The sequence below is a fragment of the Pseudomonas peli genome (genome assembly GCF_900099645.1).
In the GTDB taxonomy this organism is placed as follows: Bacteria; Pseudomonadota; Gammaproteobacteria; order Pseudomonadales; family Pseudomonadaceae; genus Aquipseudomonas; species Aquipseudomonas peli.
Genome location: NZ_FMTL01000001.1, coordinates 1,083,922 through 1,106,751 on the forward strand (window position 1 = coordinate 1,083,922; position 22,830 = coordinate 1,106,751).

21 protein-coding genes are annotated in these 22,830 nt (G+C 61.5%); 11 read left to right on the forward strand and 10 right to left on the reverse strand.

The window, feature by feature from the left end:
- Nucleotides 1-333: 333 nt before the first annotated feature.
- The 3 genes from BLO50_RS05320 (at nucleotide 334) to BLO50_RS05330 (ending at nucleotide 6,408) form a co-directional block, all read left to right on the forward strand.
- On the forward strand, nucleotides 334-4,521 hold the full coding sequence (locus tag BLO50_RS05320) for a bifunctional diguanylate cyclase/phosphodiesterase (RefSeq protein ID WP_090249448.1): 4,188 nt from the start codon (nucleotides 334-336) through the stop codon (nucleotides 4,519-4,521).
- A gap of 125 nt (nucleotides 4,522-4,646) precedes the next feature.
- On the forward strand, nucleotides 4,647-5,900 hold the full coding sequence (gene glyA / locus BLO50_RS05325; protein WP_090249451.1) for a serine hydroxymethyltransferase: 1,254 nt from the start codon (nucleotides 4,647-4,649) through the stop codon (nucleotides 5,898-5,900).
- Between the two features lie 136 nt (nucleotides 5,901-6,036).
- Nucleotides 6,037-6,408, forward strand: a complete 372-nt coding sequence (locus BLO50_RS05330; RefSeq protein ID WP_090249454.1) for a PilZ domain-containing protein — start codon at nucleotides 6,037-6,039, stop codon at nucleotides 6,406-6,408.
- A gap of 245 nt (nucleotides 6,409-6,653) precedes the next feature.
- On the opposite strand, the gene radA is transcribed toward BLO50_RS05330, so the two are convergent.
- The 3 genes from radA to BLO50_RS05345 all read right to left on the reverse strand — a co-directional run bounded on the left by radA (nucleotide 6,654) and on the right by BLO50_RS05345 (nucleotide 8,692).
- Nucleotides 6,654-8,018, reverse strand: coding sequence for a DNA repair protein RadA (gene radA / locus BLO50_RS05335; protein WP_090249458.1), 1,365 nt, complete (start codon nucleotides 8,016-8,018; stop codon nucleotides 6,654-6,656).
- A 68-nt stretch (nucleotides 8,019-8,086) separates the two neighbouring features.
- Nucleotides 8,087-8,365 carry an HP1242/YdcH family protein gene (locus tag BLO50_RS05340; RefSeq protein WP_090249462.1) on the reverse strand — a complete coding sequence of 93 codons (279 nt, stop codon included), beginning with the start codon at nucleotides 8,363-8,365 and terminating at the stop codon, nucleotides 8,087-8,089.
- An 87-nt stretch (nucleotides 8,366-8,452) separates the two neighbouring features.
- Nucleotides 8,453-8,692, reverse strand: coding sequence for an HP1242/YdcH family protein (locus tag BLO50_RS05345; RefSeq protein ID WP_090249465.1), 240 nt, complete (start codon nucleotides 8,690-8,692; stop codon nucleotides 8,453-8,455).
- Between the two features lie 137 nt (nucleotides 8,693-8,829).
- On the opposite strand from BLO50_RS05345, the gene BLO50_RS05350 reads away from it, so the two are divergent.
- The gene (locus tag BLO50_RS05350; RefSeq protein WP_090249468.1) at nucleotides 8,830-9,576 is read left to right on the forward strand and encodes an EAL domain-containing protein; all 747 of its coding nucleotides are present in this window, start codon (nucleotides 8,830-8,832) and stop codon (nucleotides 9,574-9,576) included.
- Nucleotides 9,577-9,643: 67 nt separating this feature from the next.
- A complete protein-coding gene (gene mscL, locus BLO50_RS05355) occupies nucleotides 9,644-10,057 on the forward strand; it encodes a large-conductance mechanosensitive channel protein MscL (protein WP_090249471.1) in 414 nt (137 codons plus the stop codon).
- A 57-nt stretch (nucleotides 10,058-10,114) separates the two neighbouring features.
- On the opposite strand, the gene BLO50_RS05360 is transcribed toward mscL, so the two are convergent.
- Entirely contained in the window at nucleotides 10,115-10,888 is a 774-nt protein-coding gene (locus BLO50_RS05360; RefSeq protein ID WP_090249474.1) for a ferredoxin--NADP reductase, read from the reverse strand.
- A 106-nt stretch (nucleotides 10,889-10,994) separates the two neighbouring features.
- On the reverse strand, nucleotides 10,995-11,990 hold the full coding sequence (locus BLO50_RS05365) for a DctP family TRAP transporter solute-binding subunit (RefSeq protein ID WP_090251268.1): 996 nt from the start codon (nucleotides 11,988-11,990) through the stop codon (nucleotides 10,995-10,997).
- A 377-nt stretch (nucleotides 11,991-12,367) separates the two neighbouring features.
- Between BLO50_RS05365 and BLO50_RS05370 the strand changes: the two genes are divergently transcribed.
- Complete coding sequence (locus tag BLO50_RS05370; protein ID WP_090249477.1) at nucleotides 12,368-13,492, forward strand: methyltransferase; 1,125 nt, start codon at nucleotides 12,368-12,370, stop codon at nucleotides 13,490-13,492.
- Between the two features lie 9 nt (nucleotides 13,493-13,501).
- On the opposite strand, the gene BLO50_RS05375 is transcribed toward BLO50_RS05370, so the two are convergent.
- Genes BLO50_RS05375 through BLO50_RS05385 form a run of 3 tightly spaced genes read right to left on the reverse strand, consistent with a single transcriptional unit; the run spans nucleotide 13,502 to nucleotide 16,117 of the window.
- Nucleotides 13,502-13,645 carry a DUF2474 domain-containing protein gene (locus BLO50_RS05375; protein WP_090249480.1) on the reverse strand — a complete coding sequence of 48 codons (144 nt, stop codon included), beginning with the start codon at nucleotides 13,643-13,645 and terminating at the stop codon, nucleotides 13,502-13,504.
- 10 nt (nucleotides 13,646-13,655) lie between these two features.
- A complete protein-coding gene (cydB, locus tag BLO50_RS05380) occupies nucleotides 13,656-14,663 on the reverse strand; it encodes a cytochrome d ubiquinol oxidase subunit II (protein WP_090249484.1) in 1,008 nt (335 codons plus the stop codon).
- Nucleotides 14,664-14,665: 2 nt separating this feature from the next.
- Nucleotides 14,666-16,117 (reverse strand): cytochrome ubiquinol oxidase subunit I, encoded by a 1,452-nt coding sequence (locus tag BLO50_RS05385; RefSeq protein WP_090249486.1) that lies wholly within the window; start codon nucleotides 16,115-16,117, stop codon nucleotides 14,666-14,668.
- 325 nt (nucleotides 16,118-16,442) lie between these two features.
- On the opposite strand from BLO50_RS05385, the gene BLO50_RS05390 reads away from it, so the two are divergent.
- On the forward strand, nucleotides 16,443-17,672 hold the full coding sequence (locus BLO50_RS05390) for an MFS transporter (RefSeq protein ID WP_090249488.1): 1,230 nt from the start codon (nucleotides 16,443-16,445) through the stop codon (nucleotides 17,670-17,672).
- Here the strand turns inward: BLO50_RS05390 and BLO50_RS05395 are convergent.
- Nucleotides 17,669-18,223 carry a DJ-1 family glyoxalase III gene (locus BLO50_RS05395; protein ID WP_090249491.1) on the reverse strand — a complete coding sequence of 185 codons (555 nt, stop codon included), beginning with the start codon at nucleotides 18,221-18,223 and terminating at the stop codon, nucleotides 17,669-17,671. The two genes, BLO50_RS05390 and BLO50_RS05395, sit on opposite strands and share 4 nt — an antisense overlap.
- 185 nt (nucleotides 18,224-18,408) lie before the next feature.
- Here BLO50_RS05395 and BLO50_RS05400 point away from each other — a divergent pair, with 185 nt between their 5' ends.
- Together BLO50_RS05400 and trmA are read left to right on the forward strand one after the other, a co-directional pair.
- On the forward strand, nucleotides 18,409-19,701 hold the full coding sequence (locus BLO50_RS05400; RefSeq protein ID WP_090249495.1) for an NCS2 family permease: 1,293 nt from the start codon (nucleotides 18,409-18,411) through the stop codon (nucleotides 19,699-19,701).
- Nucleotides 19,702-19,768: 67 nt separating this feature from the next.
- Nucleotides 19,769-20,857, forward strand: a complete 1,089-nt coding sequence (gene trmA / locus BLO50_RS05405) for a tRNA (uridine(54)-C5)-methyltransferase TrmA (RefSeq protein WP_090249498.1) — start codon at nucleotides 19,769-19,771, stop codon at nucleotides 20,855-20,857.
- A 2-nt stretch (nucleotides 20,858-20,859) separates the two neighbouring features.
- Here the strand turns inward: trmA and BLO50_RS05410 are convergent, their stop codons facing one another.
- A complete protein-coding gene (locus BLO50_RS05410) occupies nucleotides 20,860-21,246 on the reverse strand; it encodes a DUF4345 domain-containing protein (RefSeq protein ID WP_090249500.1) in 387 nt (128 codons plus the stop codon).
- A gap of 126 nt (nucleotides 21,247-21,372) precedes the next feature.
- Here BLO50_RS05410 and BLO50_RS05415 point away from each other — a divergent pair, with 126 nt between their 5' ends.
- Entirely contained in the window at nucleotides 21,373-21,813 is a 441-nt protein-coding gene (locus BLO50_RS05415) for a DUF411 domain-containing protein (protein WP_090249503.1), read from the forward strand.
- Nucleotides 21,814-21,883: 70 nt separating this feature from the next.
- On the forward strand, nucleotides 21,884-22,753 hold the full coding sequence (ypfJ, locus tag BLO50_RS05420; RefSeq protein ID WP_090249507.1) for a KPN_02809 family neutral zinc metallopeptidase: 870 nt from the start codon (nucleotides 21,884-21,886) through the stop codon (nucleotides 22,751-22,753).
- Nucleotides 22,754-22,830: the final 77 nt, after the last annotated feature.

The following is a 22,830-nucleotide window of genomic DNA, read 5'->3' on the forward strand; positions in this document are numbered from 1 at the left end:
GGGTTGAAACGAAAGAGAAGCCGCCAACTGATGCGTGTAGCCTGAGGCTAAACGGCGGGGACGGAGCCGCCAGGCGCTACCTGCGCAGCATCCTGTTCATATAGCCACGCGCGCGTGCGGCAAAGCTACCGGAATGCGCCGAGCAGGGCAAACGACGCTCGTCGGCGGCGCTGGCACTTTGCCACGGTTATGGCATGCTAGCCGCCCCCTGCCTGCCGGCCATTCTGCGCCCCAGGAACCGTCATCGCCGCCCAGCCGCCAGGATGTAGGTCTTTGCCAACAGTCACGCCCCCAATCACACCGCGAACTCCCGGCGCGCCGCCGGCTGCGACGATGCGTGGGCCGACCCGTGGCGCACTGGTGGTGTTGGTGCTGAGCATGTTGGTGCTGCTGCTCTGGCAACTGCGCCAGGAGTCCCAGCAACTGCTCGACAACCAGCGGCAACTGGGCCTGGCCTACAGTTCGCAATTGGCCAACCACCTCAATTTGAACATGGCGCTGAAAGCCAGTGCCGGCCAGGCGCTGCTGCAGCCCCATGTGCTGCCGCCAAACAACCCGGATGAGCTGGAAGAACTGCTGCACACGCTGCGCGGCGTATTCCCGACGCTGCGCAGCCTGGCCTGGCTGAATGCCGAGGGCCGCATCATCGCTGACAGCCATGCGCCCACCGACGACACGTTGTACCTCGAAGAGTTGCTGCAACGGGGTGGCCGTGACAGTTTCTTTTATACCTTCAGTGCCAACGAGCATGGGCGTATCTACCTGCTGCTGCGGCATAACCCCGACAGCACGGCCAGCGGGTTCTGGATATTGCGCCTGACCAACCAGGCACTGACCGGTTGGCTGAATGAACACCATCAAAGCCAACATCACTGGCTACTGGAAGACCGCAATGCTCAGCGGGTGATTGCCAGCAACGTGGCACAAGGCATTCAAAATGCAGCCGTCGCGCCGCCCGTGACGGCGGAAAACCTCGACCAGAGCATGTTGGAAACCCCACTCAAAGGCAGCGACTGGCAACTGCGGGCGCTGTTCAACGAGCGCAAGTTGCGCGCCCAACAGCTGCCGCAGCAGGCCAGCAAGCTGCTGCTGTTTATTCTCTGCGCCACCCTCACGCTGTTGGCGCTGTACCGCCTGCTAAATGAACAACGCAACCTGCACGCACTGAATACCGCTTCACGACGCTCATTGCAGCAAGCAGCCAGCGTACTCGGCGCCATCGAAGAACGCGTGCTGGTCACCGACAGCAGCGGCCAATTGCAGTACCTCAACCCGCAAGCGGAAGCGATGTTCGGGTTGAGCAACGATGAGGCGCGTGATTGGCACCTACTGAAACTGCTGCCACGCCTCGACCCGCTGCTGCTGCACGACACCGCGCTGCACAACGACCTTGGCCCGGACCTGGTAGAAATTCAGCAGAACGGCGTCACTCATCTGTATGACATCAGCCGCAGCGACTTAAGCGAAGACAACAAGCGCACCGGCTTTGTCTGGGTGCTGCGCGATGTCACCGAAGAACAGCACGCCTCGCACGTGCTGCAGGAAACCCGCAGACGCTATCAGGACATCTTCGATGGCACCGGCACCGCCCTTTGCGTGCTCGACCTGGCTGAGTTACAGCGCTACCTGCAACAACAGCAACTGCGCGACATGGCCAGCCTGCAGCGCTGGCTGGACGTCGACCCGCAACATCACATTGAGCTGTGCCAGCGCCTACGCCTGACGGAAACCAATCAGGTGGCCCTGCAACTCCTCGGTGTCGACTCCAACCAGCAGGCCTGGCAACACTTGTTCAATAGCGGCCCGCTGCGCCCAGAAGGCTTCCGCATGCAGCTGCTCAGTGTTCTGCTCAGCGGTAGCGGTCAGCTAGAAATGGAGCGCCAGATCACCACGCCACAAGGGTATGAGCGCCACTTGTGGTTATTGATGCGCCTGCCGGAGAGTATCGACGACCTGCAGGCCGTGACCCTCAGCATCAGCGATATCACCAACCGCAAACGCATCGAAACGTCACTGATCGAGCGTGAGCGCTTCTGGTCCGATGTGGTCAACGCAGTACCTGACACCATCTATGTGCACGACATCGCCGGCAAGCGGGTGATGTACAGCAACAACCACCTCGGCCCGCAGCTGGGCTACAGCAAGGCGGAAATGCGTGCCCTCGGTGATCGGCTGTGGGAAAAGATCCTGCATCCCGACGATGTCGAGTTGTACCAACGCATGCGCAATATCCAGCAGGTATTGGGCAATGGCCTGTTGATGCAGTTCGAGTTGCGCTGGCGGCACCGCGATGGCAGCTGGCACTGGTTCGATATCCGCGAGCAGGCCTTGGCGCGCGATGCCAAGGGCCGGGTCAGCCGATTGATTGGCGTGGCCAAGGACATCACCGAACAGATCACCCACAGCGAGTCCTTGCGCACCAGCGAGCAACGCTATCGCCTGCTGGCGGAAAGCATCAGCGACGTGATTTTCTCGACCGACGCCCAGCTGCAACTCAACTATGTCAGCCCATCGGTGATGCCGGTGCTCGGCTATGACAGCGAGTGGGCGCTGGCCAACGGCTTCCAGAGTTTGGCCACCAACCCGCGTCAGCTCAGCGGTTTCTACGCCCTGCTCGACCGCGTGCGCAACGCCCTCGGTGACCCGCAGCGCCTGGCCGAACTGCGTGCCGAATTTCTGCCGCAACTGTTCGTCTTTGACGCCTTGCGTGCGGATGGCCAGAAAATCCCCGTGGAACTGCGCCTGGTGCCGATGTGGGATGACAGCGGCCGTTTCGAAGGTTTGTTGGGCGTTGGCCGCGACATCAGCCTGCAGCGCCGCGCCGAAAAAGACCTGCGCATGGCCGCCACGGTATTCGAGCACTCCACAGCGGCCATTCTGGTCACTGACCCGGCGGGCTATATCGTCCAGGTCAACAACGCCTTCAGCCGGGTCAGCGGCTACAGCTCCAAGCAGATTCTTGACCAGCTGCCGAGCGTATTGACCGCCGACACTCAGCAAGCCAGCCATCTGGCCTATGTGATCAAACAGCTCAACCAGCAAGGCAGCTGGGAGGGCGAGGTGTGGCTCAAGCGCAAGAATGGTGAGAAATTCCCGGCCTGGGTCGGCATCACTGCGGTCAAGGACGATGAAGGCGACCTGGTCAGCTACGTGTGCTTCTTCAGCGATATCAGCGAGCGCAAGGCTAGCGAGCAGCGTATCCACCGCCTAGCGTATTACGACGCCCTGACCCAGCTGCCCAACCGCACGCTGTTCCAGGATCGCCTGCACAGTGCCCTGCAGCACGGTGAGCGGCATCAGGAGTGGGTGGTGCTGATGTTCCTCGATCTCGACCGCTTCAAGCCGATCAACGACTCCCTAGGTCATGCCGCCGGCGACCGCATGCTCAAGGAAGTCGCCGTGCGCCTGCGCGCCTGCGTGGACAGCGACGACACCGTGGCGCGCATGGGCGGCGACGAGTTCACCTTACTGCTGCAATCCCAGGCGCAGCGTGAAGGAGCACTGACCCGCGCAATCCACGTTGGCGAGCAGATTCTTGCCAGCCTGGCGCAGCCGTTTATCCTCGAAGGCCGCGAGTTCTTCGTTACCGCCAGTATCGGTATCGCCCTGAGTCCGCAGGATGGCAACGAGCTGAGCCAGTTGATGAAGAACGCCGATACGGCGATGTACCACGCCAAGGAACGCGGCAAAAACAACTTCCAGTTCTACCAGGCCGACATGAACGCCAGCGCCCTACAGCGCCTGGAGCTGGAAAGCGACCTGCGCCACGCCCTCGAACAGGGCGAGTTCAAGCTGTTCTACCAACCGCAATTCTCCGGCGATGGCAAACGCCTGACTGGCGCCGAAGCGCTGTTGCGCTGGCAGCATCCACAGCGCGGCCTGGTGCCGCCCAGTGACTTTATTCCGGTACTCGAAGAACTGGGCCTGGTGGTCCAGGTTGGCGACTGGGTGCTGCGCGAGTCGTGTAGGCAACTGGCCGAATGGCACGAGGCGAAGATTCGTGTGCCGAAGATTTCGGTCAACCTCTCGGCACGCCAGTTTGCCGAAGGCGACCTGCATCAGCGGATTGCACAGATCCTTGAGCAGAGCGGTGTTCCCGCCGCCTGCCTGGAGCTGGAACTGACCGAAAGCATCCTGATGGAAGATGTGGCCAATGCCATGCAAACCCTGAGCAGCTTGAAGCAGCTGGGGGTGTTTATCGCCATCGACGATTTCGGCACCGGCTACAGCTCACTGAACTACCTCAAACAATTCCCGATCGACGTGCTGAAGATCGACCGCAGCTTTGTCGACGGCCTGCCGCATGGCGAACAGGACGGACAAATCGCGCGCGCGATCATCGCCATGGCCCACAGCCTGAACCTCACGGTAATCGCCGAAGGTGTGGAAACCCTGGCCCAGCTGGATTTCCTGCGCGGCCACGACTGCGACGAAGTGCAGGGATTCCTACTGGGCAGACCAATGCCGGCCCACCAGTTCACCGCGCTGTTTACCGGCACCGCCCTGTTTATGCTGAGCTGAATCGCCGGCGTGCATGAGCCCCGCTTGTCCGTCAGATGACCACGCTTCATATGCCTGTTTAGTGCGGATGAGGTAGAATTCGCCCCCTCTTTCTACCGCCCAGCTGATTTTCTCAGGGGAATGCTATGTTCAGCCGTGATTTGACTATCGCCCGTTATGACGCCGAATTGTTTGCCGCGATGGAGCAAGAAGCCCAGCGCCAGGAACATCACATCGAGCTGATCGCCTCGGAGAACTACACCAGCCCAGCGGTGATGGAAGCCCAGGGTTCGGTACTGACCAACAAGTACGCTGAAGGCTATCCAGGCAAGCGTTACTACGGCGGTTGCGAATACGTCGACATCGTTGAGCAGCTGGCCATCGACCGCGCCAAGGAGCTGTTCGGCGCCGATTACGCCAACGTCCAGCCGCACTCCGGCTCGCAAGCCAACAGCGCCGTGTATTTGGCCCTGCTGGAAACCGGTGACACCGTACTGGGCATGAGCCTGGCACACGGCGGCCACCTGACCCACGGCGCCAGCGTCAGCTTCTCCGGCAAAATGTACAACGCCGTGCAGTACGGCATCACCGATGCCGGCCTTATCGACTACGACGAAGTTGAGCGCCTGGCTGTTGAACACAAGCCGAAGATGATCATTGCCGGCTTCAGCGCCTACTCGCAGGTGCTGGACTTCCCACGCTTCCGCGCCATCGCCGATAAAGTGGGCGCTTACCTGTTCGTCGACATGGCACACGTGGCCGGTCTGGTGGCTGCGGGTGTGTACCCGAACCCAGTGCCGTTCGCCGACGTGGTTACCACCACCACTCACAAAACTCTGCGCGGCCCGCGCGGCGGTCTGATCCTGGCTCGCGCCAACGAAGCGCTGGAGAAGAAATTCAACTCCGCGGTATTCCCAGGCGGCCAAGGCGGCCCGCTGGAGCACGTTATCGCCGCCAAGGCCGTGTGCTTCAAGGAAGCCCTGCAGCCTGAGTTCAAGACCTACCAGCAGCAAGTGATCAAGAACGCCCAGGCCATGGCCAGCGTGTTTATCGAGAACGGCTACGACGTGGTCTCCGGCGGTACTGAGAACCACCTGTTCCTGCTCAGCCTGATCAAGCAGGACATCACCGGTAAAGATGCCGACGCCGCTCTGGGTCGCGCCTTTATCACCGTGAACAAGAACAGCGTGCCGAACGACCCACGTTCGCCGTTCGTCACCTCCGGCCTGCGCATCGGCACCCCAGCCGTGACCACCCGCGGTTTCAAGGAAGACGAGTGCCGCGCACTGGCTGGCTGGATCTGCGAGATCCTCGCCAATCTGGGCGACGAATCGGTCGAAGCGCGCGTGCGCGAGCAAGTCAAAGCGGTCTGCGCCAAGTTCCCGGTTTACGGCAACTAAACATCGGCTGCTGCTGAAAAGCCCGCCTCCTGGCGGGCTTTTTTATACCTGCCGAACCACCCTCAGCAGCGATAAAACCAAGCCAGCGGCAGCAGCCTTGGCTATAGTGGATAAAACCTCGCAGGAGTTTCTTTGCATGAGCGAAACAGCCAATGAGCGTCGGCGCTTTCACCGCATCGCTTTCGACGCCCCCACCGAGATCGTGCAAGGGGAACGACGCTGGGCGGTCGAACTGCATGACGTGTCGCTGAAAGGTCTGTTAATCAAGCGTCCAAACGGCTGGAATGGCGACCCTAATCAGCCATTCGAGGCCAACATCCAACTGGCCGATGACACCCGTGTGCGGATGGAAGTGGTGCTGACACGTACTCAGTCTGACCTGCTCGGTTTTGTCTGCCGGCATATCGACCTCGACTCGATCAGCCACCTGCGCCGCCTGGTGGAGCTCAACCTCGGTGATGACAGCCTGCTGGAACGCGAACTCGCCGCCCTCGGCGAAGACGAATAAAAAAGGAGGCCTCGGCCTCCTTTTTTCATCCTGCCTGAGCAGATTTAGAACGTGTTTACGATTTCGCGAGCTAGAGCCAGACAAGGCAAAAACAGCCGAGAAACGCAGCGCAGCGGAGTAACAGCCAACGGCTGACCCGCAGGCTGAGCGAAGCGAATCACGCGCAGTTTACGAGCTGTAAATGAGCATTCCGAGGCTGTTTTTAACACCGGATGGTCGACGCGCAGCAGATCGTAAACAGGTTCTTACTCGAACAACGCATCCAGCGCTTGCTCCAGGCGCGTAACGGCAATCACCTGCAACCCTGGCGGCGGATCTTTTGGCGCATTGCCCTTGGGCACAATGGCGCGCTTGAAGCCGTGTTTGGCCGCCTCCTTCAAGCGCTCCTGACCACTGGGCACTGGACGAATCTCGCCGGACAGGCCGACCTCGCCAAACACCAGTAAGTCATGCGGCAGCGGCTTGTTACGCAGGCTGGAAATGACTGCAGCCATCAGCGCCAGATCGGACGCGGTTTCCAGCACCTTGACCCCGCCCACCACGTTGAGAAACACGTCCTGGTCATAGGTAGGGATGCCGCCATGCCGATGCAATACGGCTAGCAACATGGCCAAGCGGTTCTGATCCAGGCCCAGGGTGACGCGGCGCGGGTTGGCCATATGGCTGGTGTCGACCAGCGCCTGCACCTCCACGAGCATCGGCCGGGTGCCTTCCCAGGTGGCCATCACCACGCTGCCGGGCACTTCTTCCTGGGCCCGGGTGAGGAAGATCGCCGAAGGATTGGTGACCTCTTTCAGGCCCTTGTCGGTCATGCCGAATACGCCCAGCTCGTTGATCGCGCCAAAGCGGTTCTTCACCGCGCGCAGCAGGCGCAGGCGGCCATCGGACTCGCCCTCGAAATACAGCACGGTATCGACCATATGCTCAAGCACACGCGGTCCGGCCAGTGCGCCTTCCTTGGTCACGTGGCCGACCAGGAAAATCGCCGTGCCGCTCTGCTTGGCAAAGCGCACCAGCAACGCCGCACTTTCGCGCACCTGGGCAACGCCGCCAGGTGCCGACTGCAGCTGCTCGGTAAAGATGGTCTGGATCGAGTCGATCACCATCACCTTGGGCTTTTCCACCCGCGCGGTGGCGATGATGCTTTCAATGCAGGTTTCAGTCATCACCTTGAGCTTGTCTTCCGGTAAGCCCAGGCGGCGGGCGCGCATGGCCACCTGCTGCTGGGATTCCTCACCGGTGACATACAGCGCAGGAAAGCGCGTAGCGATATTGCACAGGGTCTGCAGCAGGATGGTCGACTTGCCGATGCCAGGGTCGCCGCCAATCAGCACCACCGACCCGTCTACCAGACCGCCGCCCAACACGCGATCCAGCTCGCCAGAGGCCGTGGAGAAACGCGGCACCTCCTCGACGCTGACCTCGGCCAGGGTCTTGATCTGCACCTGATCACCCGCCCAACCGGCGCGGCCGCTGGGGGTGGCTGCGTTGGCTTCAAGCAGGGTTTCCACCAGGGTATTCCAGGCCCCGCATTCGCCGCACTGGCCGGCCCATTTCGGGAAGGTGGCGCCGCACTCGGTGCAGCCATACATGCGCTTGGCCTTGGCCATGCCGGACTCCTATAAACGCTGAGCCCGGATCATACGAAATAGCTGGATATATTTACAGTCCCGCGCAGCTATCCCTTGCAACCGTTACCACAGCCACAACATTGCCCGGCAGCTCGTTTCAGACGGCGCGCGAGATCATCCTTGAGGCCAACCCGCTCCTGCTTGAGGGCCAGCAGCGCCTCATCAGACAGCAGTTCGCTGCCCGCCTCGATCCGGCAGATGCGTTTATCGAGGGTTTCGTAGGTGTCCGCCAGGCGGGCGAAGTTGGCATCGCCAAGACGCAGCTCATGCAGCGCGCCGCGCAGTTCGGGGAAATCCTTGATCAGCGGATGGTGTTCAACGTGCATGCGGGTAGCCCTCTGAGATAGTCACTGTTTGCAGACTATCCCTCGAACCGAGCCCCGCACTTGACCCGGATCAACGCAATACCGTTATTACGCGCTGCTAAGGAAATCGGCCAATTCATCCTTGAGACTGACGCGCTGCATCTTCAGGCCCAGCAGCAGCATCTCATCCATGGCCACCCGCCCGCTCTCCGCCTCATAGATGCGCTTATCCAGCTCTTCATACTCCTCGACCAAGCGAGCGAAATGCCCATTGCTGGACAGCAAGGTATGCAGCTGCGTCTTGAACTCGGGAAACTCGCGGTGCAGCGGATGATGTTCCAGTGGCATAACGGCATCCTCGTGGCGGATTCCCCTTGAGCCTAGCCCAGTCGCGCGGGCTCTGCCGAAACGGTCCAGCTGCACGGATGGAGAGCGACTTCTGCTATCTTTGCCCAAGCATCAGGAACCACTTACGAGAACAGGTTATGAGTACGACATCAGGATGTTCGGCTTGCCGTGACGGCCAAGGGTTGGGATTTCCCATCAGCATGGCCTTTCAGCCCATTATCAACCTGAGTACAGGCACCATATTCGCCCACGAAGCGCTGGTGCGGGGCAAAAACGGTGAGTCCGCTGGCAGCCTGCTGAGCAAGCTCAACGCGGATAATTTGTATCCGTTCGACCAAGCCTGCCGAATTACGGCCCTGGAATGGGCAGCCAAGCTGCAAGTGCCGGCCATGGTCTCGATCAACTTCATGCCCAACGCGGTGTACAAACCCGAGACCTGCATCCGCGCCACGCTGGAGGCCGCTTCGCGATTCAACTTCCCGCTGGAGCGGATCATCTTCGAGGTCACCGAACAGGAGCAGGTGCTGGATATCGACCACCTCACCGGCATTCTGCGCGCGTACCGCAAACAGGGCTTTATGACGGCGATTGATGACTTCGGCGCGGGTTATGCAGGGCTCAATCTGCTGGCCGACTTTCAGCCTGACCTGATCAAGCTGGACATGCAGCTGATCCGCAATATCGAGCAAGACAGCGTGCGGCAGATCCTGGTCGAAGCGACCCTGCAGATGTGCCGCAAGCTGAATATCCGGGTGATTGCCGAGGGCATCGAAAGCATCGGTGAACTGCACGCATTACGCGACATGGGGGTGGAACTGTTCCAAGGCTACCTGCTGGCTAAACCTGCGTTCGAGTCGCTGCCCGAAGTCCATTACCCGGGCTGATAAGTAGCTGGCAAACGGAGCGTGCTGGATTACACTCAGCGCAACCTCACCTACCAGGGAACGCAGCATGAGCATAATCAGTGAATTCAAAGCCTTTGCGGTCAAGGGCAACGTGGTCGACATGGCCGTGGGCATCATCATCGGCGCGGCCTTTGGCAAGATCGTCTCGTCATTTGTTGGTGACGTGGTGATGCCGCCGCTGGGCGTGCTGATTGGCGGCGTGGACTTCACTGATCTGGCCATCACCCTTAAGGCTGCCGAAGGCGATCTGCCTGCTGTGGTGTTGGCCTACGGCAAATTTATCCAGACCGTGCTCGACTTCCTGATCGTCGCATTCGCCATTTTCATGGGCATCAAGGTGCTCAACAAACTCAAGCGCGAAGAAGAAGCCGCTCCGACAGCACCACCGGCCCCAACCAAGGACCAGGAGCTGCTCAGCGAAATCCGCGACCTGCTCAGGACCCAACAAACGAAGGAATAACACCAGGCAAGCATTGATAAAGGCTCCCGAGGGAGCCTTAAGTTTGCCTGCTAACTGCTACCAGTAATTCTCTACCGCCACCTGCCCCGGCCGTCGGGTCAGGCTGAGCTGCAAGTCGCGCTGTTTTAGCAGCGCGCGGGTGTCGTCAATCATCTGCGGGTTGCCGCAAATCATCAGCCGCGAATGTTCAGGTTCCAGGCTCAGCACCGCCGCCCGCTCCAACTCGCCACGTTCCAGTAAGGTGGTGATGCGCCCATGCAAACAACCGGGCACCTGCTCGCGGGTGACCAGCGGCAGATAGGTGAAACGATCGGCGTATTCCTGCAAATGTTCCTGCTGCATCAGTCCGTGAATCAGAGGCTGATAGGCTAGCTCGCTGGCCGTGCGCGCGCTGTACACCAGCACCACGCGTTGGAAACGCTGCCACACCTCCAAGCCCTGCAGGATCGATAGAAACGGCGCGAGCCCCGTCCCGCTGGCCAGCAGCCAGAGGTCACGGCCATCGGCAAAGCGATCCAGGGTGAGAAAGCCCAGCGCCTGTTTTTCCACCAGCAGGCTGTCGCCGACCTTTAGCCGACTCAGCTCGGAGGTGAACTCGCCGCCTGGCACGACGATGGAGAAAAACTCGAGAAACTCATCATGGGGCGCCGAGGCCATCGAATAGGCGCGCCAGACCACCGAACCGTCGGCCTTTTCTACGCCAAGACGGGCGAACTGCCCGGCCCGAAAGCGAAAGCCCGCATCACGCGTGCAACGCAGGCTGAACAGGCTGGGTGACCAGACCTGAATAGAGCTAAGGGTTTGCCGCGTGTACTTGTCGTCACTGGTCATACGTATACCGGGCCTATGCAGATTGCGCAGGCCCAGTGTGGCGCAACGCTCACCGAACAAACACCGGTAAAACCTGGGGGCTCTTGGCTTTGCCCTAAGCCCGCGCTTAGCGGCGGTTGACGGCCTGAGCGGCACGCAGCACATCTGCGCCGATTTCCGCTTCATAGGTCTTCCACAGCGGGCTCAGTGCGGCGCGCCAGGCGGCACGTTCATCGTCGGTCAAGGTCACCACTTTGGCATGGCCGGCGGCGATGATGCGCTCGCGATCATTGTTGTTCAGCGTCTCGGCATCCTTGTTCACCGAGTAGCTGACCTCTTCGATGATCGCTTCCAGTTCGGTGCGGGTCTTGTAAGGGATGCTGGTCCAGAACTCCTTGCTGCTGATCAGCATATAGCTCAGCGAGCCATGATTAAGCTCGCTGATAAACGGCTGCACCGTGTCGACCTTCTGGCTGGCGATGTTCGACCAGGGGCCTTCGGTGCCCTGGATGGTGCCGGCCTGCAGCGCCTTGAATGCCTCGGCGAACGGCATCTTCACGGTCTTGGCGCCAAGCTGGCCAAACTGCGCTTCCAGCACCGACGAGGGCTGGATACGGAAGGCCAGGTCCTTGGCATCTTCGGGTTTGCGCAGCTCGCGGTTGGAGGTCAGCTGCTTCATGCCGTTATTCCAGTAGGCCAGGCCGTAGATGCCCTGGTTGGACATGGAATGCAGCAGCTCGCGGCTCTTGTCACGCTTCTGGAAGCGCTTGACCGCCTCCAGGTCGTCGAACAGAAACGGCAGGTCAAACACCTGCAATTGCTTGGTGTAAGCCTCGAACTTGGACAGCGAAGGGGCCAGCATCTGCACCTTGCCCTCGCGCAGCGCGGTGATCTCCTCGCCATCGCCGAACAGCGTCGAGTTCGGGTAAACCTCGACCGCCACCTGACCGGCCAAGCGCTCTTCCACCAGCTTCTTGAACAGCAGTGCGCCCTTGCCCTTGGGCGTGTTCTCGGCCACCACATGGGAGAACTTGATAACGATTGGAGCCTTGCCTTCCGCCTGGGCCGGGCTTGCCGCGACCAACAACGCAGTGAAGGTTAAAGACAACATGGACTTGAACATGAACATACCTTTTTGCAAATAGAACGCCGTGAAGCCTGCATGGGCAGGCCTCATTGAGTGGGGGTGTGGGCTATGGATGATTCGCTGGACGCGGCAGAGTGCTGCACGGTCCTGATCATCAGGCGCTACCAGATCGCAGCCGGGCGTAATGCTCGGGGCCTGGTTATTATTTGAATGCCGACCTTGCTGACTCAGCGGTATCAGAAACGACTGAGCAGATCCGCAAGGGGGCGGCATTCTTCGGTAAAGCCGCGTGCGGCACAACTGCGATTTGCTGAACCAGCTCTCAGTTCCGAGACTTTTCCGGCACTTGCACCGACAATAGCGACCAACTGCACTTTCTATCGCGCCCTTGCGGCCTGCCACCCGAGTTTTCCATGCCTGTGTTCAGCACCCCGTTCGCCCAACTCGACCTGCTTCGCCAACCCGACCAGCCCCACGAGCCGCTGCAGGCGTTCGATGCGGCGGACGAGTACCTGCTCAACCATCTGCATGAACAAGGGCTGGCGAGCAGCGCGCGGGTATTGGTGCTGAATGACAGCTTCGGCGCACTGGCGGCCAGCCTCGCTGGGCAGGCGCACGTGACCAGCAGTGGCGACTCACACCTCGGCCACCTGGGTTTGCAGGTCAACCTGCTGCGCAATCAGTTGCCGGCGGATGCCGTAACGTTTGTGCCGGCCAGCGCAGTCGCGCAGGGGCCGTTTGACGTGGTACTGATTCGCGTGCCGAAAACCCTGGCGCTGCTGGAGGAGCAACTGATTCGCCTGCACGGCCAGCTCACCCCTGGCGCCCAAGTGATGACCGCAGCGATGGTCAAACACCTGCCGCGCGCCGCCGGTGATTTGCTGGAGAAATATATCGGTCCAGTGCAGGCCTCGCTGGCGGTGAAAAAAGCCCGCCTGTTGTTTGCCACGCCGGCAGCCAAAGCCGCACCCGTATCGCCCTACCCCACGCGTTATCGCCTGGAAAAACCGGCCATCGAGCTGCTTAACCACGCCAACGTGTTCTGCCGCGAAGACCTGGATATCGGCACCCGTGCCTTCCTGCCACACCTGCCCAAACACCTCAGCCGCGTGCGCGTGGCTGACCTCGGTTGCGGTAACGGTGTACTCGGCATTGCCTATGCCCTGGGCAGCCCGCAGGCCGAGCTGACCCTGGTGGATGAGTCGTATATGGCGGTGCAATCGGCGCAGGAAAACTGGCGCGCGGCGCTGGGCGAACGCCCGGTAGAGATTCGTGCGGGGGATGGTCTGGCCGAGCAGGCAGAGGATTCGTTGGATCTGGTGCTGTGCAACCCGCCATTCCACCAGCAGCAGGTGGTCGGCGACTTTCTCGCCTGGCGCATGTTCCAGCAGGCCCGCGCAGCGCTGGCAACCGGCGGTGAACTGTGGATAGTCGGCAACCGCCACCTGGGCTATCACGCCAAGCTGAAACGCCTGTTCCGTGGCGTAGAACAAATGGCGGCCACACCGAAGTTTGTAGTGCTTAAAGCGATCAAATAAGCACCGCTGTTACGGCGTGCCCATCCCCGCCGCCTGCATAAACAGGCGCAGCAGATAGGACACCGCACCCAGGGCCAGCACGCTGCCGGCCCAGATCGCTACCAGCCAGCCGAGCCGCTGCCACAGCGGCTTTTTCTCTTCTACATCGTTCATCACTTGCACCTTAGTGATAGCCATCTTCTTCAGTGACCTTGCCGCGGAACACGTAATAGCTCCAGGCGGTGTACATCAGAATGAATGGGATGATGAACAGCGCACCGACCAGGATAAAGCCCTGGCTCTGCGGCGGCGCAGCGGCTTCCCAGATGCTGATCGACGGAGGGATGATATTCGGCCACAGGCTGATGCCCAGGCCGCTGTAGCCGAGGAAGATCAGCGTCAATGTCAGCAGAAACGGTGAGTAGTTGGCGTTGCGTGCCACCGCGCGCAGCAGCGCCCAGGTGCACAGCAGCACCAGCAGTGGCACCGGCATAAACCAGAAGATATTCGGCATGCTGAACCAGCGCTCGGCGATGTCGGCATGTGCCAGTGGCGTCCACAGGCTGACGATACCGGTGACGCCGAGCAGTACGAACACCAGCGGCCGTGCCATATCGTGCATCTGCAGCTGCAGGCGGCCTTCGGTCTTCATGATCAGCCAGGTGCAGCCGAGCAAAGCGTAGGCGGCAATCAGCGCCAGGCCGCAGAACAGCGAGAACGGCGTCAGCCAGTCCAGCGCGCCGCCGACATAGACCCGATCGACCACCTTGAAGCCGTCGATATAGGCCCCCAGCGCCACGCCCTGGAAGAAGGTCGCGGTCAGCGAGCCGCCGATAAACGCCTTGTCCCAGATATGCCGTTTGGCCGGCTTGGCCTTGAAGCGGAACTCGAAGGCAACGCCGCGAAAGATCAGCCCCAGCAGCATAAAGATCAGCGGCAGGTACAGCGCGCTGAGCACCACTGCGTAGGCCAACGGAAAGGCGCCGAACAGCGCCGCGCCACCGAGTACCAGCCAGGTTTCGTTACCGTCCCAGACCGGTGCCACGGTGTTCATCATCACATCGCGCTCGCCTTCGCTTTTGACGAAGGGGAAGAGGATGCCGATGCCCAGGTCGAAGCCGTCCATGACCACATACATCATCACCCCGAAGGCGATGATCACAGCCCAGATCAGCGAGAGATCAATGCCCATATTCAATTCCTCTCAGCCAGTGAGTCGCCACGCTCTTCATTCGGCCCTTCTTCCAGGCCCTCTTCGGGCGCGGACAGCGGACGGGACGGCGTGCGTTTCTGGCCCGGGCCGCCCTCGGCGGGTTCCTTGCCTTCATCGGTGATCGGGCCTTTGCGCACCAGGCGCATCATGTAGCTGATACCCGCGCCGAACAGGGCGAAATACACCACCACGAACAGGATCAGGGTCAGGCTCATCTGCGCAAAACTGTGCCCGGACGAGGCATCGGCGGTGCGCATCAGGCCGTGGATAATCCAAGGCTGACGACCGATTTCCGTGGTGTACCAACCGGCGAGGATGGCGATGATCCCCGACGGGCCCATCCACACCGCCAGATGCAGGAACGGCCGGCTCTGGAACAGCTTGCCGCGCGCACGCAGCCACAGTCCCAAAAGTCCGGTGAGGATCATCAGCATGCCCAGGCCGACCATGATCCGAAAGGTCCAGAACACGATGGTTGAGTTAGGCCGATCTTCCTTGGCGAACTCCTTGAGTGCCGGCACCTGCTTGTCCAGGCTGTGGGTCAGGATCAGGCTGCCGAGCGCGGGAATCTCGATCTTGAAGCGGGTTTCTTCTCGCTCCATGTCCGGCCAACCGAACAGGATCAGCGGAGTCGGCTCATCGCCATGGTTTTCCCAGTGGCCTTCGATGGCGGCGATCTTGGCCGGTTGGTACTTGAGGGTATTCAGACCGTGGAAATCGCCAATCACTGCCTGAATCGGCGCCACGAGCAGCGCCATCCACATGGCCATCGACAGCATCTTGCGGATCGCCGGGTTGTCGCGGCCGCGCAGCAGATGCCAGGCCGCCGAGGCGCCAACGAAGAACGCCGTAGCGAGGAATGCCGCCGTGGCCATATGCGCCAGGCGATAAGGGAACGAAGGGTTGAACACTACGGCGAACCAGTCCACCGGGATCACCCGACCGTCGATAATCTCGAAGCCCTGCGGGGTGTGCATCCAGCTGTTGGAGGCAAGAATCCAGAAGGTCGAAATCAGCGTACCGATGGCCACCATCACCGTGGAGAAGAAGTGCAGGCCAGGGCCGACGCGGTGCCAGCCGAACAACATCACGCCGAGGAAACCCGCTTCGAGGAAGAACGCGGTGAGCACTTCATAGGTCAGCAGCGGCCCGGTGACCGCCCCGGCAAAGTCGGAAAACGCGCTCCAGTTGGTGCCGAACTGATAGGCCATAACCAGGCCGGAAACCACACCCATACCGAAGTTGACCGCAAAGATTTTCGCCCAGAAGTGGTACAGGTCGCGGTACACCGCCTCCCCGGTTTTCAACCACAGCCCTTCGAGCACCGCCAGGTAACTGGCCAGGCCAATGGTGATGGCCGGAAAGATGATGTGAAAGGAGATGGTGAAAGCGAACTGGATTCGAGCAAGGTCGAGAGCCTCCAATCCAAACATGGCGTTTCCTCAGTCAGGTGATACGGGGCACGGCCACGGGCGCACATGCCAGTCACAAGCAATCAGTCGGGGGATTATTGTTCTGGGTGAGGCAACTAGCGAGCTGGGCAAAGCCCTCACAACCGCGCGTCGAAGGTGTTGACGCGGGTCATTGCATGTAAAGAGAGTAGCGTTTGCAGGTGCAAGTTCAGCTGTGGTCGATTGTCGCGCGACCGGCTGCCACAAGCATTGCGCGCAGACACAATCTGCCCCTGGCAGCTTGTGCAAGCTCACACCAAGCCCCTAGGCTGCACCTCCCCCAGTTATCGCTCGAGCCTTTTCGGCCATGTCCCAGCTTCTGCTCCGTCAGCACCGTCCATTCCTGGCCTTCTGGTTCGCCCGAGTGTTCACGGCCAGCGGCTTCCAGATGATTACCGTGGCGATTGGCTGGCAGATGTATACGCTGACCGGCAACGTGCTGGACCTCGGCCTGGTCGGGCTGATCGAATTTCTGCCGAAGATCCTGTTTATCCTGCTCACCGGGCATGTCGCGGACCGTTTCGACCGGCGCAAGGTGGCAGCGCTCTGCCAGGGCGCACAGGGGCTGATTGCGCTGGGCCTGCTGCTGGGCAGCAGCGCCGGCGGTATCAGCCGCGAAATGATCTTCGTGATTGCCTTTCTGCTCGGCACCGCCCGCGCCTTTGAGATGCCGACCACCCAAGCTCTGCTACCGAATATCGTGCCGCCCGGGCTGTTTCCCGCCGCCGTGGCAGCCTCCGCATCGGCCATGCAGGCTGCCACCATCATCGCGCCGGCGCTGGGCGGTTTGCTCTATGCGCTCGGCACGCACTGGGTCTACGGCCCGGCCGTGCTGTTATATGGCTGCGCCCTGAGCCTGATGCTCAGCCTGCCGGCGCGCCAGCTGCCGCTGAAACAGAAGGTCTCGCTGGATTCACTGCTGGCCGGCTTTCGCTTTATTCGCAGCCGCCCTGCCGTGTTCGGCGCGGTGTCGATGGACATGCTGGCGGTGCTGCTCAGTGGCGCCACCGCACTGCTGCCGGTGTTTGCCAAGGACATCCTGCTCACCGGCCCCTGGGGCCTCGGCCTGCTGCGTTCGGCACCAGCAGTGGGCGCGCTGCTGATGTCGCTGTGGCTGGCGCGGTTTCCCATTGAGCGGCGGGTCGGCCCGGTGATGTTTACCTCGGTGGCGATCTTCGGCGTGGCGACCATCGGCTTCGGCCTGTCCACCTCACTCTGGTTCAGCCTGGCAGCGCTGGTAGTGCTGGGCGCAGCGGACATGATCAGCATGGTGATTCGCGGCGCCTTCGTGCAGCTGCAAACCCCGGACGAGATGCGCGGCCGCGTCGGCGCGGTCAACGGCCTATTTATCGGTGCGTCCAATCAGCTCGGCGATTTCCGCGCCGGGGTCAGCGCGGCCTGGTTCGGCACCGTACCGGCAGTGCTGATCGGTGGCGTCGGGGCGATCCTGGTCACAGGCCTGTGGATGCGTTTGTTCCCCGAGCTGGCCAAACGTGACCATCTGCACCCGCAAGGGCCCGAGCGAAGTAACGACTAGCTGACCAACATGGCCTCAGCGACCTGCTTGCGCACGGCCTTGCCGCACAGCTGCTCGACCAGGGTCAGAGCAAACGCCAGGGCGGTACCGGGGCCCTGACTGGTGATGCAGTTGCCATCAACCACCACTGGCTGATCGACAAACACGCAACCGCTCAGCCGATCACTGAACGCCGGATAACAGGTCATGCGCCGCTGCCTGAGCACGCCGTACTGCTGCAGGGCAATGGCGGGCGCCGCGCAGATGGCCGCAAACAGCTTGCCGGCCTTGGCCTGCTCGCGTACCCGCTCGGCCAGCGGTTCGTGCTCGGCCAGGTGCTGCGCGCCGGGCATGCCACCGGGCAACACGATCAGGTCGAAGGGCTGGGCCAGAACGTCGACCAGCATGGTATCGGCGGTCAATCGCGTGCCACGGGCACAGGTGATCATCCGTCGGCTTTCGATACTGGCCACCACCACCTCAACCTCGGCCCGCCGCAGTACATCAATCAGGGTTACGCATTCGAGGTCTTCAACACCATCGGCAACGCTGATAAGAGCCCGTGCAGTCATCGTTTCGCTCCTTGTTCTGGCCGTGCATAAACTGTCCGAGCGGTCATAAATTCACCAGCTCCAGACGAGCTGATATGATGCGCGCCTTTTTCCAGATCGCCAGCAAAAACATGCACCCACGCGTGGATGTGCTTTGCTTTCGGTTTGCATAAACACGGCAAAAAAGCCGTTACGGGGAGCGCCACATGCTGGAAAGACTGTTCCAACTCAAAGCCCATAACACCACGGTACGCACCGAGTGCTTGGCGGGCCTGACCACCTTCCTGACCATGGCCTACATCCTCTTCGTCAACCCGAGCATCCTCGGTGAAACCGGCATGGATAAAGGTGCGATCTTCGTCGCCACCTGCCTGGCTGCCGCCATCGGCTCGGCGATCATGGGCCTGATCGCCAACTACCCGATTGCCCTAGCACCGGGCATGGGCCTCAACGCCTTCTTTACCTACACCGTGGTGCTGGGCATGGGCCACACCTGGCAGGTGGCGCTGGGCGCGGTATTCCTCTCAGCCTGCCTGTTCCTGCTGCTGTCGATCTTCAAGATCCGCGAATGGATCATCAACAGCATCCCCCTGGAGCTGCGCTCGGCGATAGCCGCCGGTATCGGCCTGTTCCTCGCACTGATCGCCCTGCAAAGCGCCGGCATCGTGGTCGACCACCCAGCAACGCTGGTGGGCATGGGTGACCTCAGCAAGCCGCAGGCACTGCTGGCGATTCTCGGCTTCTTCGTGATCGTCGGCCTTGAGGCGCGCAAGGTCACCGGCGCGGTGCTGATCGGCATTCTGCTGATTACTCTGATCAGCATGGCCCTGGGCATTTCGCAGTTTGGCGGCGTGGTCTCGATGCCGCCGTCGCTGGCACCGACCTTCCTGCAGCTGGACATCATGGGCGCGCTGGACATTGGTCTGATCAGCGTGATCTTCGCCTTCCTGTTCGTCGATCTGTTCGACAACTCCGGCACCCTGATTGCCGTCGCCAAGAAGGCTGGGCTGATGCGCAAGGACGGCCATATGCCGAAGATGGGCCGCGCGCTGATCGCCGACAGCACTGCCGCCATGGGTGGCTCGCTGCTGGGCACCTCGACCACTACCAGCTACATCGAATCGGCCGCCGGGGTATCCGCTGGCGGGCGTACCGGCCTGACCGCCTGCGTGGTCGCCGTGCTGTTTCTGCTGGCGCTGTTCTTTGCCCCGCTGGCAGGCAGTGTGCCGGCCTTCGCCACTGCACCCGCGCTGATGTTCGTCGCGGTGCTGATGACCGCCGGGATGGCCGAGATCGACTGGGAAGACATCACCGTTGCCGCACCCGTGCTGATCACCGCCCTGGCTATGCCGCTGACCTTCTCCATCGCGTCCGGCATCGCCTTCGGCTTTATCGCCTGGGTGGCCGCCAAGACCCTGGCTGGCCGCTGGCGCGAGCTGAACCTGATGCTGGTGATCCTCGCCGGCTTCTGCGTGGTCAAGCTCGGCCTGTTCTCTTAAGCCCGTTCGCACCGCCCGCCAGCAGCTATGCCGGCGGGCGCCTCCAGCGCTGATTAGCGAGTAATCCATGAGCCGTTCCCAGTTCGATCCCGCCAACTACGCCGCCCAACTTGCGGAGAAGCAGCAGCGCCTGATCGAGCTGTTGGCACCCTTCGATGCGCCCGCCCCCGAGGTATTCGAGTCGCCGCGCGAGCACTATCGCCTGCGCGCCGAATTCCGCTTGTGGCGTGAAGGTGAGGATCGCCACTACGCGATGTTCGAAGCCGGCGATAACCTCAACCCGATTTTCTTTGAAGATTTCCCCATCGCCAGCGCGCAGATCAACGCCCTGATGCCGCGCCTCAAGGCTGCCTGGCAAGCCAGCAGCGCCCTGAGCTTCAAGCTGTTCCAGGTCGAGTTCCTGACCACCCTGGCCGGCGACGGACTGATTACCCTGTGCTACCACCGCCCACTGGATGCCGCCTGGCAGGCCGACGCTGAAAAGCTCGCCGCCGAGCTGCAGGTCAGCATCATTGGCCGCTCCAAGGGCAAGCGCATCGTCATCGGCAAGGACTATGTCGAGGAGAAACTGCAGGTCGCCGGACGCACCTTCAGCTATCGCCAACCGGAGGGGGCGTTTACTCAACCCAACGGTGAAGTGAACCAGAAGATGCTCGCCTGGGCCTATGACGCGCTTGGCGAACGCTCGGACGATTTGCTTGAGCTGTACTGCGGCAACGGCAACTTCACCCTGCCGCTGGCCACCCGCGTGCGCAAGGTGCTGGCCACCGAGATCAGCAAGTCCTCGGTCAACGCCGCACTGGCCAACCTGGCCGACAACGGCGTGGACAACATCACGCTGGTGCGCCTGTCTGCCGAGGAGCTGACCGAAGCGCTGAATGACGTGCGACCGTTCCGCCGCCTAGCCGATATCGATCTGAAAAGTTACGACTTCGGCTGCGTATTCGTCGACCCGCCGCGCGCTGGCATGGACCCGGACACCTGCGAGCTGACCCGACGCTTCGAGCGCATCCTGTACATCTCCTGCAACCCGGAGACCCTGGCCGCTAACATCGCCCAACTCAATGACACCCACAAGGTGACGCGCTGCGCGCTGTTCGACCAGTTCCCCTACACCCACCATATGGAGTCGGGTGTGCTGCTGGAGCGCCGTTAAGCCTACAGGCGCTGCAAGCCGCGCAGCGCCCAATAGCTCAGCCCTGCCGATACCACTTCCAACAGCAGCGCGTAGAGATTGAACGTCTGCTGCGCGCCACCATCCAGCCACAGCCCGCCAATGCGTGCCAACGCCAGCGCGCTGTAGAGCAGCACCAGCAGAGTCAGCGCAGCGCGCGTCAGCTCCAGCCGACTCAGCGACAAGCCGAGAAACGCCGCCAGCCCCAGTTGCAAGCCACCGTAGAACGCCCGCATATCCGTGGCGGCTGCCGGCGACATCAGCAACATACCGCTGAGGTTGGCCATTTCATGGGGACGCACAAAATAGGCCAGCCCCAGCCCCGCCAATGCCAACAGTTGAATCACCAGTACTGCGCGTGCAAACAACATGAACACCCCCTCCCCCTGAAATCGAGCACGCAGCATAAGCTGCGCCCGTCCGATTCGGAAATCGCCGGTGGTTGCCCACGGCCGCCCGGCGCTATGCTCAGCCTTTCACCTGCCAGGAGTTACCCGATGCGCCAGTTGCTTGTTCTCGCCGGGCTGTTTGTCAGCAGCCTGAGTTTCGCCGCCGACCCCCTGACCATCGACGTGCATCGCGATGCCAACTGCGGTTGCTGCAAGGCCTGGATCAGCCACCTGCAGGACAACGGCTTTAAGGTTGTTGATCATGTAGAAACCGATATGAGTGCGGTCAAACAGCGCCTGGGCGTGCCGCCGCGCCTATCGTCCTGTCATACCGGAGTGATCAACGGCCAGTTTGTCGAAGGCCATGTACCGGCCGCCGACATTCTCAAAATGCGCAAACAGCCCGACCTGCTCGGTGCAGCCGTACCCGGCATGCCAGCCGGCTCACCGGGTATGGAATACGGCAATGTACGCGATGCCTATCAAGTCATCGGCCTGGATAAGCAAGGCGCCGAGCGGGTGATCAGCGAATACCCCACCATTGAATAAGTGACGACTGCACTGGCGTAGTTCAAGCCTGCGGACGACACTCACGCTCGACAGACACAGGACGATAGCGATGCGCTGGAAACGCGGTAGACGCAGTGACAACGTGGTGGATGCACGCGGCAGCGGCTCACGCATGAGCGGCGGCAAAGGGCTGACCCTGGGCGGAGTGGCCATCGTGGTGATCGTCGGCCTGCTCAGCGGCCAGGACCCGATGCAGATTCTCGGCCAGCTGGCCGGGCAAGCCATGCAGGGCGGCTCGGTCAGCACGCCGCAACGCTCAACGCCTGCCGCCAATGACGAGCAGTCGGAATTCGTCCGCACCGTGCTCGGCGATACCGAGGACACCTGGCGGGACATCTTCCAGGGCGCCAATCGGCAGTACAAGGACCCGACCCTGGTGCTGTTTCGCGGCGGGGTGAATTCCGCCTGTGGCTTTGCCAACTCGGCAGTCGGGCCGTTCTATTGTCCAGGCGATCAGCGGGTGTACATCGATCTGGCGTTCTTCCGCGAGCTGGAACAACGCTTTGGCGCCGCCGGCGACTTTGCCCAGGCCTATGTGATTGCCCATGAAGTCGGCCACCACGTGCAGACCCTGCTCGGCGTCTCGGCCAAGGTCAACGCTGCCCGCCAACGCGGCGAACGGGTGGAGGGTGCGAACGGGCTACTGGTACGCCAGGAGTTGCAGGCCGACTGCCTGGCCGGGGTGTGGGCCTATCACGGTCAGCAGCGCCATGACTGGCTGGAGCCAGGCGATATTGAAGAAGCGCTGAACGCCGCCAATGCCATCGGCGATGACCGCTTGCAGAAGCAGGCCCGTGGCCAGGTGGTGCCTGACTCCTTCACCCACGGCACCTCAGAGCAGCGCGTGCGCTGGTTCAAGACCGGTTTCGACGGCGGCGATGTCGGCCGCTGCGATACGTTCAAGGCCACGCGACTGTAAACCAGACAAACGCCCAAGATATTCAGCGCAAAAAAATGCCGTTTACCGGATCAGGTAAGCGGCATTTTTTATCAGCT

Bases quoted from the DNA above. Each gene is read 5' to 3' on its own strand.
- BLO50_RS05320 (WP_090249448.1), top strand. From the start codon at position 334: ATGCGTGGGCCGACCCGTGGCGCACTGGTGGTGTTGGTGCTGAGCATG.
- glyA (WP_090249451.1), top strand. From the start codon at position 4,647: ATGTTCAGCCGTGATTTGACTATCGCCCGTTATGACGCCGAATTGTTT.
- BLO50_RS05330 (WP_090249454.1), top strand. From the start codon at position 6,037: ATGAGCGAAACAGCCAATGAGCGTCGGCGCTTTCACCGCATCGCTTTC.
- radA (WP_090249458.1), bottom strand. From the start codon at position 8,018: ATGGCCAAGGCCAAGCGCATGTATGGCTGCACCGAGTGCGGCGCCACC.
- BLO50_RS05340 (WP_090249462.1), bottom strand. From the start codon at position 8,365: ATGCACGTTGAACACCATCCGCTGATCAAGGATTTCCCCGAACTGCGC.
- BLO50_RS05345 (WP_090249465.1), bottom strand. From the start codon at position 8,692: ATGCCACTGGAACATCATCCGCTGCACCGCGAGTTTCCCGAGTTCAAG.
- BLO50_RS05350 (WP_090249468.1), top strand. From the start codon at position 8,830: ATGAGTACGACATCAGGATGTTCGGCTTGCCGTGACGGCCAAGGGTTG.
- mscL (WP_090249471.1), top strand. From the start codon at position 9,644: ATGAGCATAATCAGTGAATTCAAAGCCTTTGCGGTCAAGGGCAACGTG.
- BLO50_RS05360 (WP_090249474.1), bottom strand. From the start codon at position 10,888: ATGACCAGTGACGACAAGTACACGCGGCAAACCCTTAGCTCTATTCAG.
- BLO50_RS05365 (WP_090251268.1), bottom strand. From the start codon at position 11,990: ATGTTCAAGTCCATGTTGTCTTTAACCTTCACTGCGTTGTTGGTCGCG.
- BLO50_RS05370 (WP_090249477.1), top strand. From the start codon at position 12,368: ATGCCTGTGTTCAGCACCCCGTTCGCCCAACTCGACCTGCTTCGCCAA.
- BLO50_RS05375 (WP_090249480.1), bottom strand. From the start codon at position 13,645: ATGAACGATGTAGAAGAGAAAAAGCCGCTGTGGCAGCGGCTCGGCTGG.
- cydB (WP_090249484.1), bottom strand. From the start codon at position 14,663: ATGGGCATTGATCTCTCGCTGATCTGGGCTGTGATCATCGCCTTCGGG.
- BLO50_RS05385 (WP_090249486.1), bottom strand. From the start codon at position 16,117: ATGTTTGGATTGGAGGCTCTCGACCTTGCTCGAATCCAGTTCGCTTTC.
- BLO50_RS05390 (WP_090249488.1), top strand. From the start codon at position 16,443: ATGTCCCAGCTTCTGCTCCGTCAGCACCGTCCATTCCTGGCCTTCTGG.
- BLO50_RS05395 (WP_090249491.1), bottom strand. From the start codon at position 18,223: ATGACTGCACGGGCTCTTATCAGCGTTGCCGATGGTGTTGAAGACCTC.
- BLO50_RS05400 (WP_090249495.1), top strand. From the start codon at position 18,409: ATGCTGGAAAGACTGTTCCAACTCAAAGCCCATAACACCACGGTACGC.
- trmA (WP_090249498.1), top strand. From the start codon at position 19,769: ATGAGCCGTTCCCAGTTCGATCCCGCCAACTACGCCGCCCAACTTGCG.
- BLO50_RS05410 (WP_090249500.1), bottom strand. From the start codon at position 21,246: ATGTTGTTTGCACGCGCAGTACTGGTGATTCAACTGTTGGCATTGGCG.
- BLO50_RS05415 (WP_090249503.1), top strand. From the start codon at position 21,373: ATGCGCCAGTTGCTTGTTCTCGCCGGGCTGTTTGTCAGCAGCCTGAGT.
- ypfJ (WP_090249507.1), top strand. From the start codon at position 21,884: ATGCGCTGGAAACGCGGTAGACGCAGTGACAACGTGGTGGATGCACGC.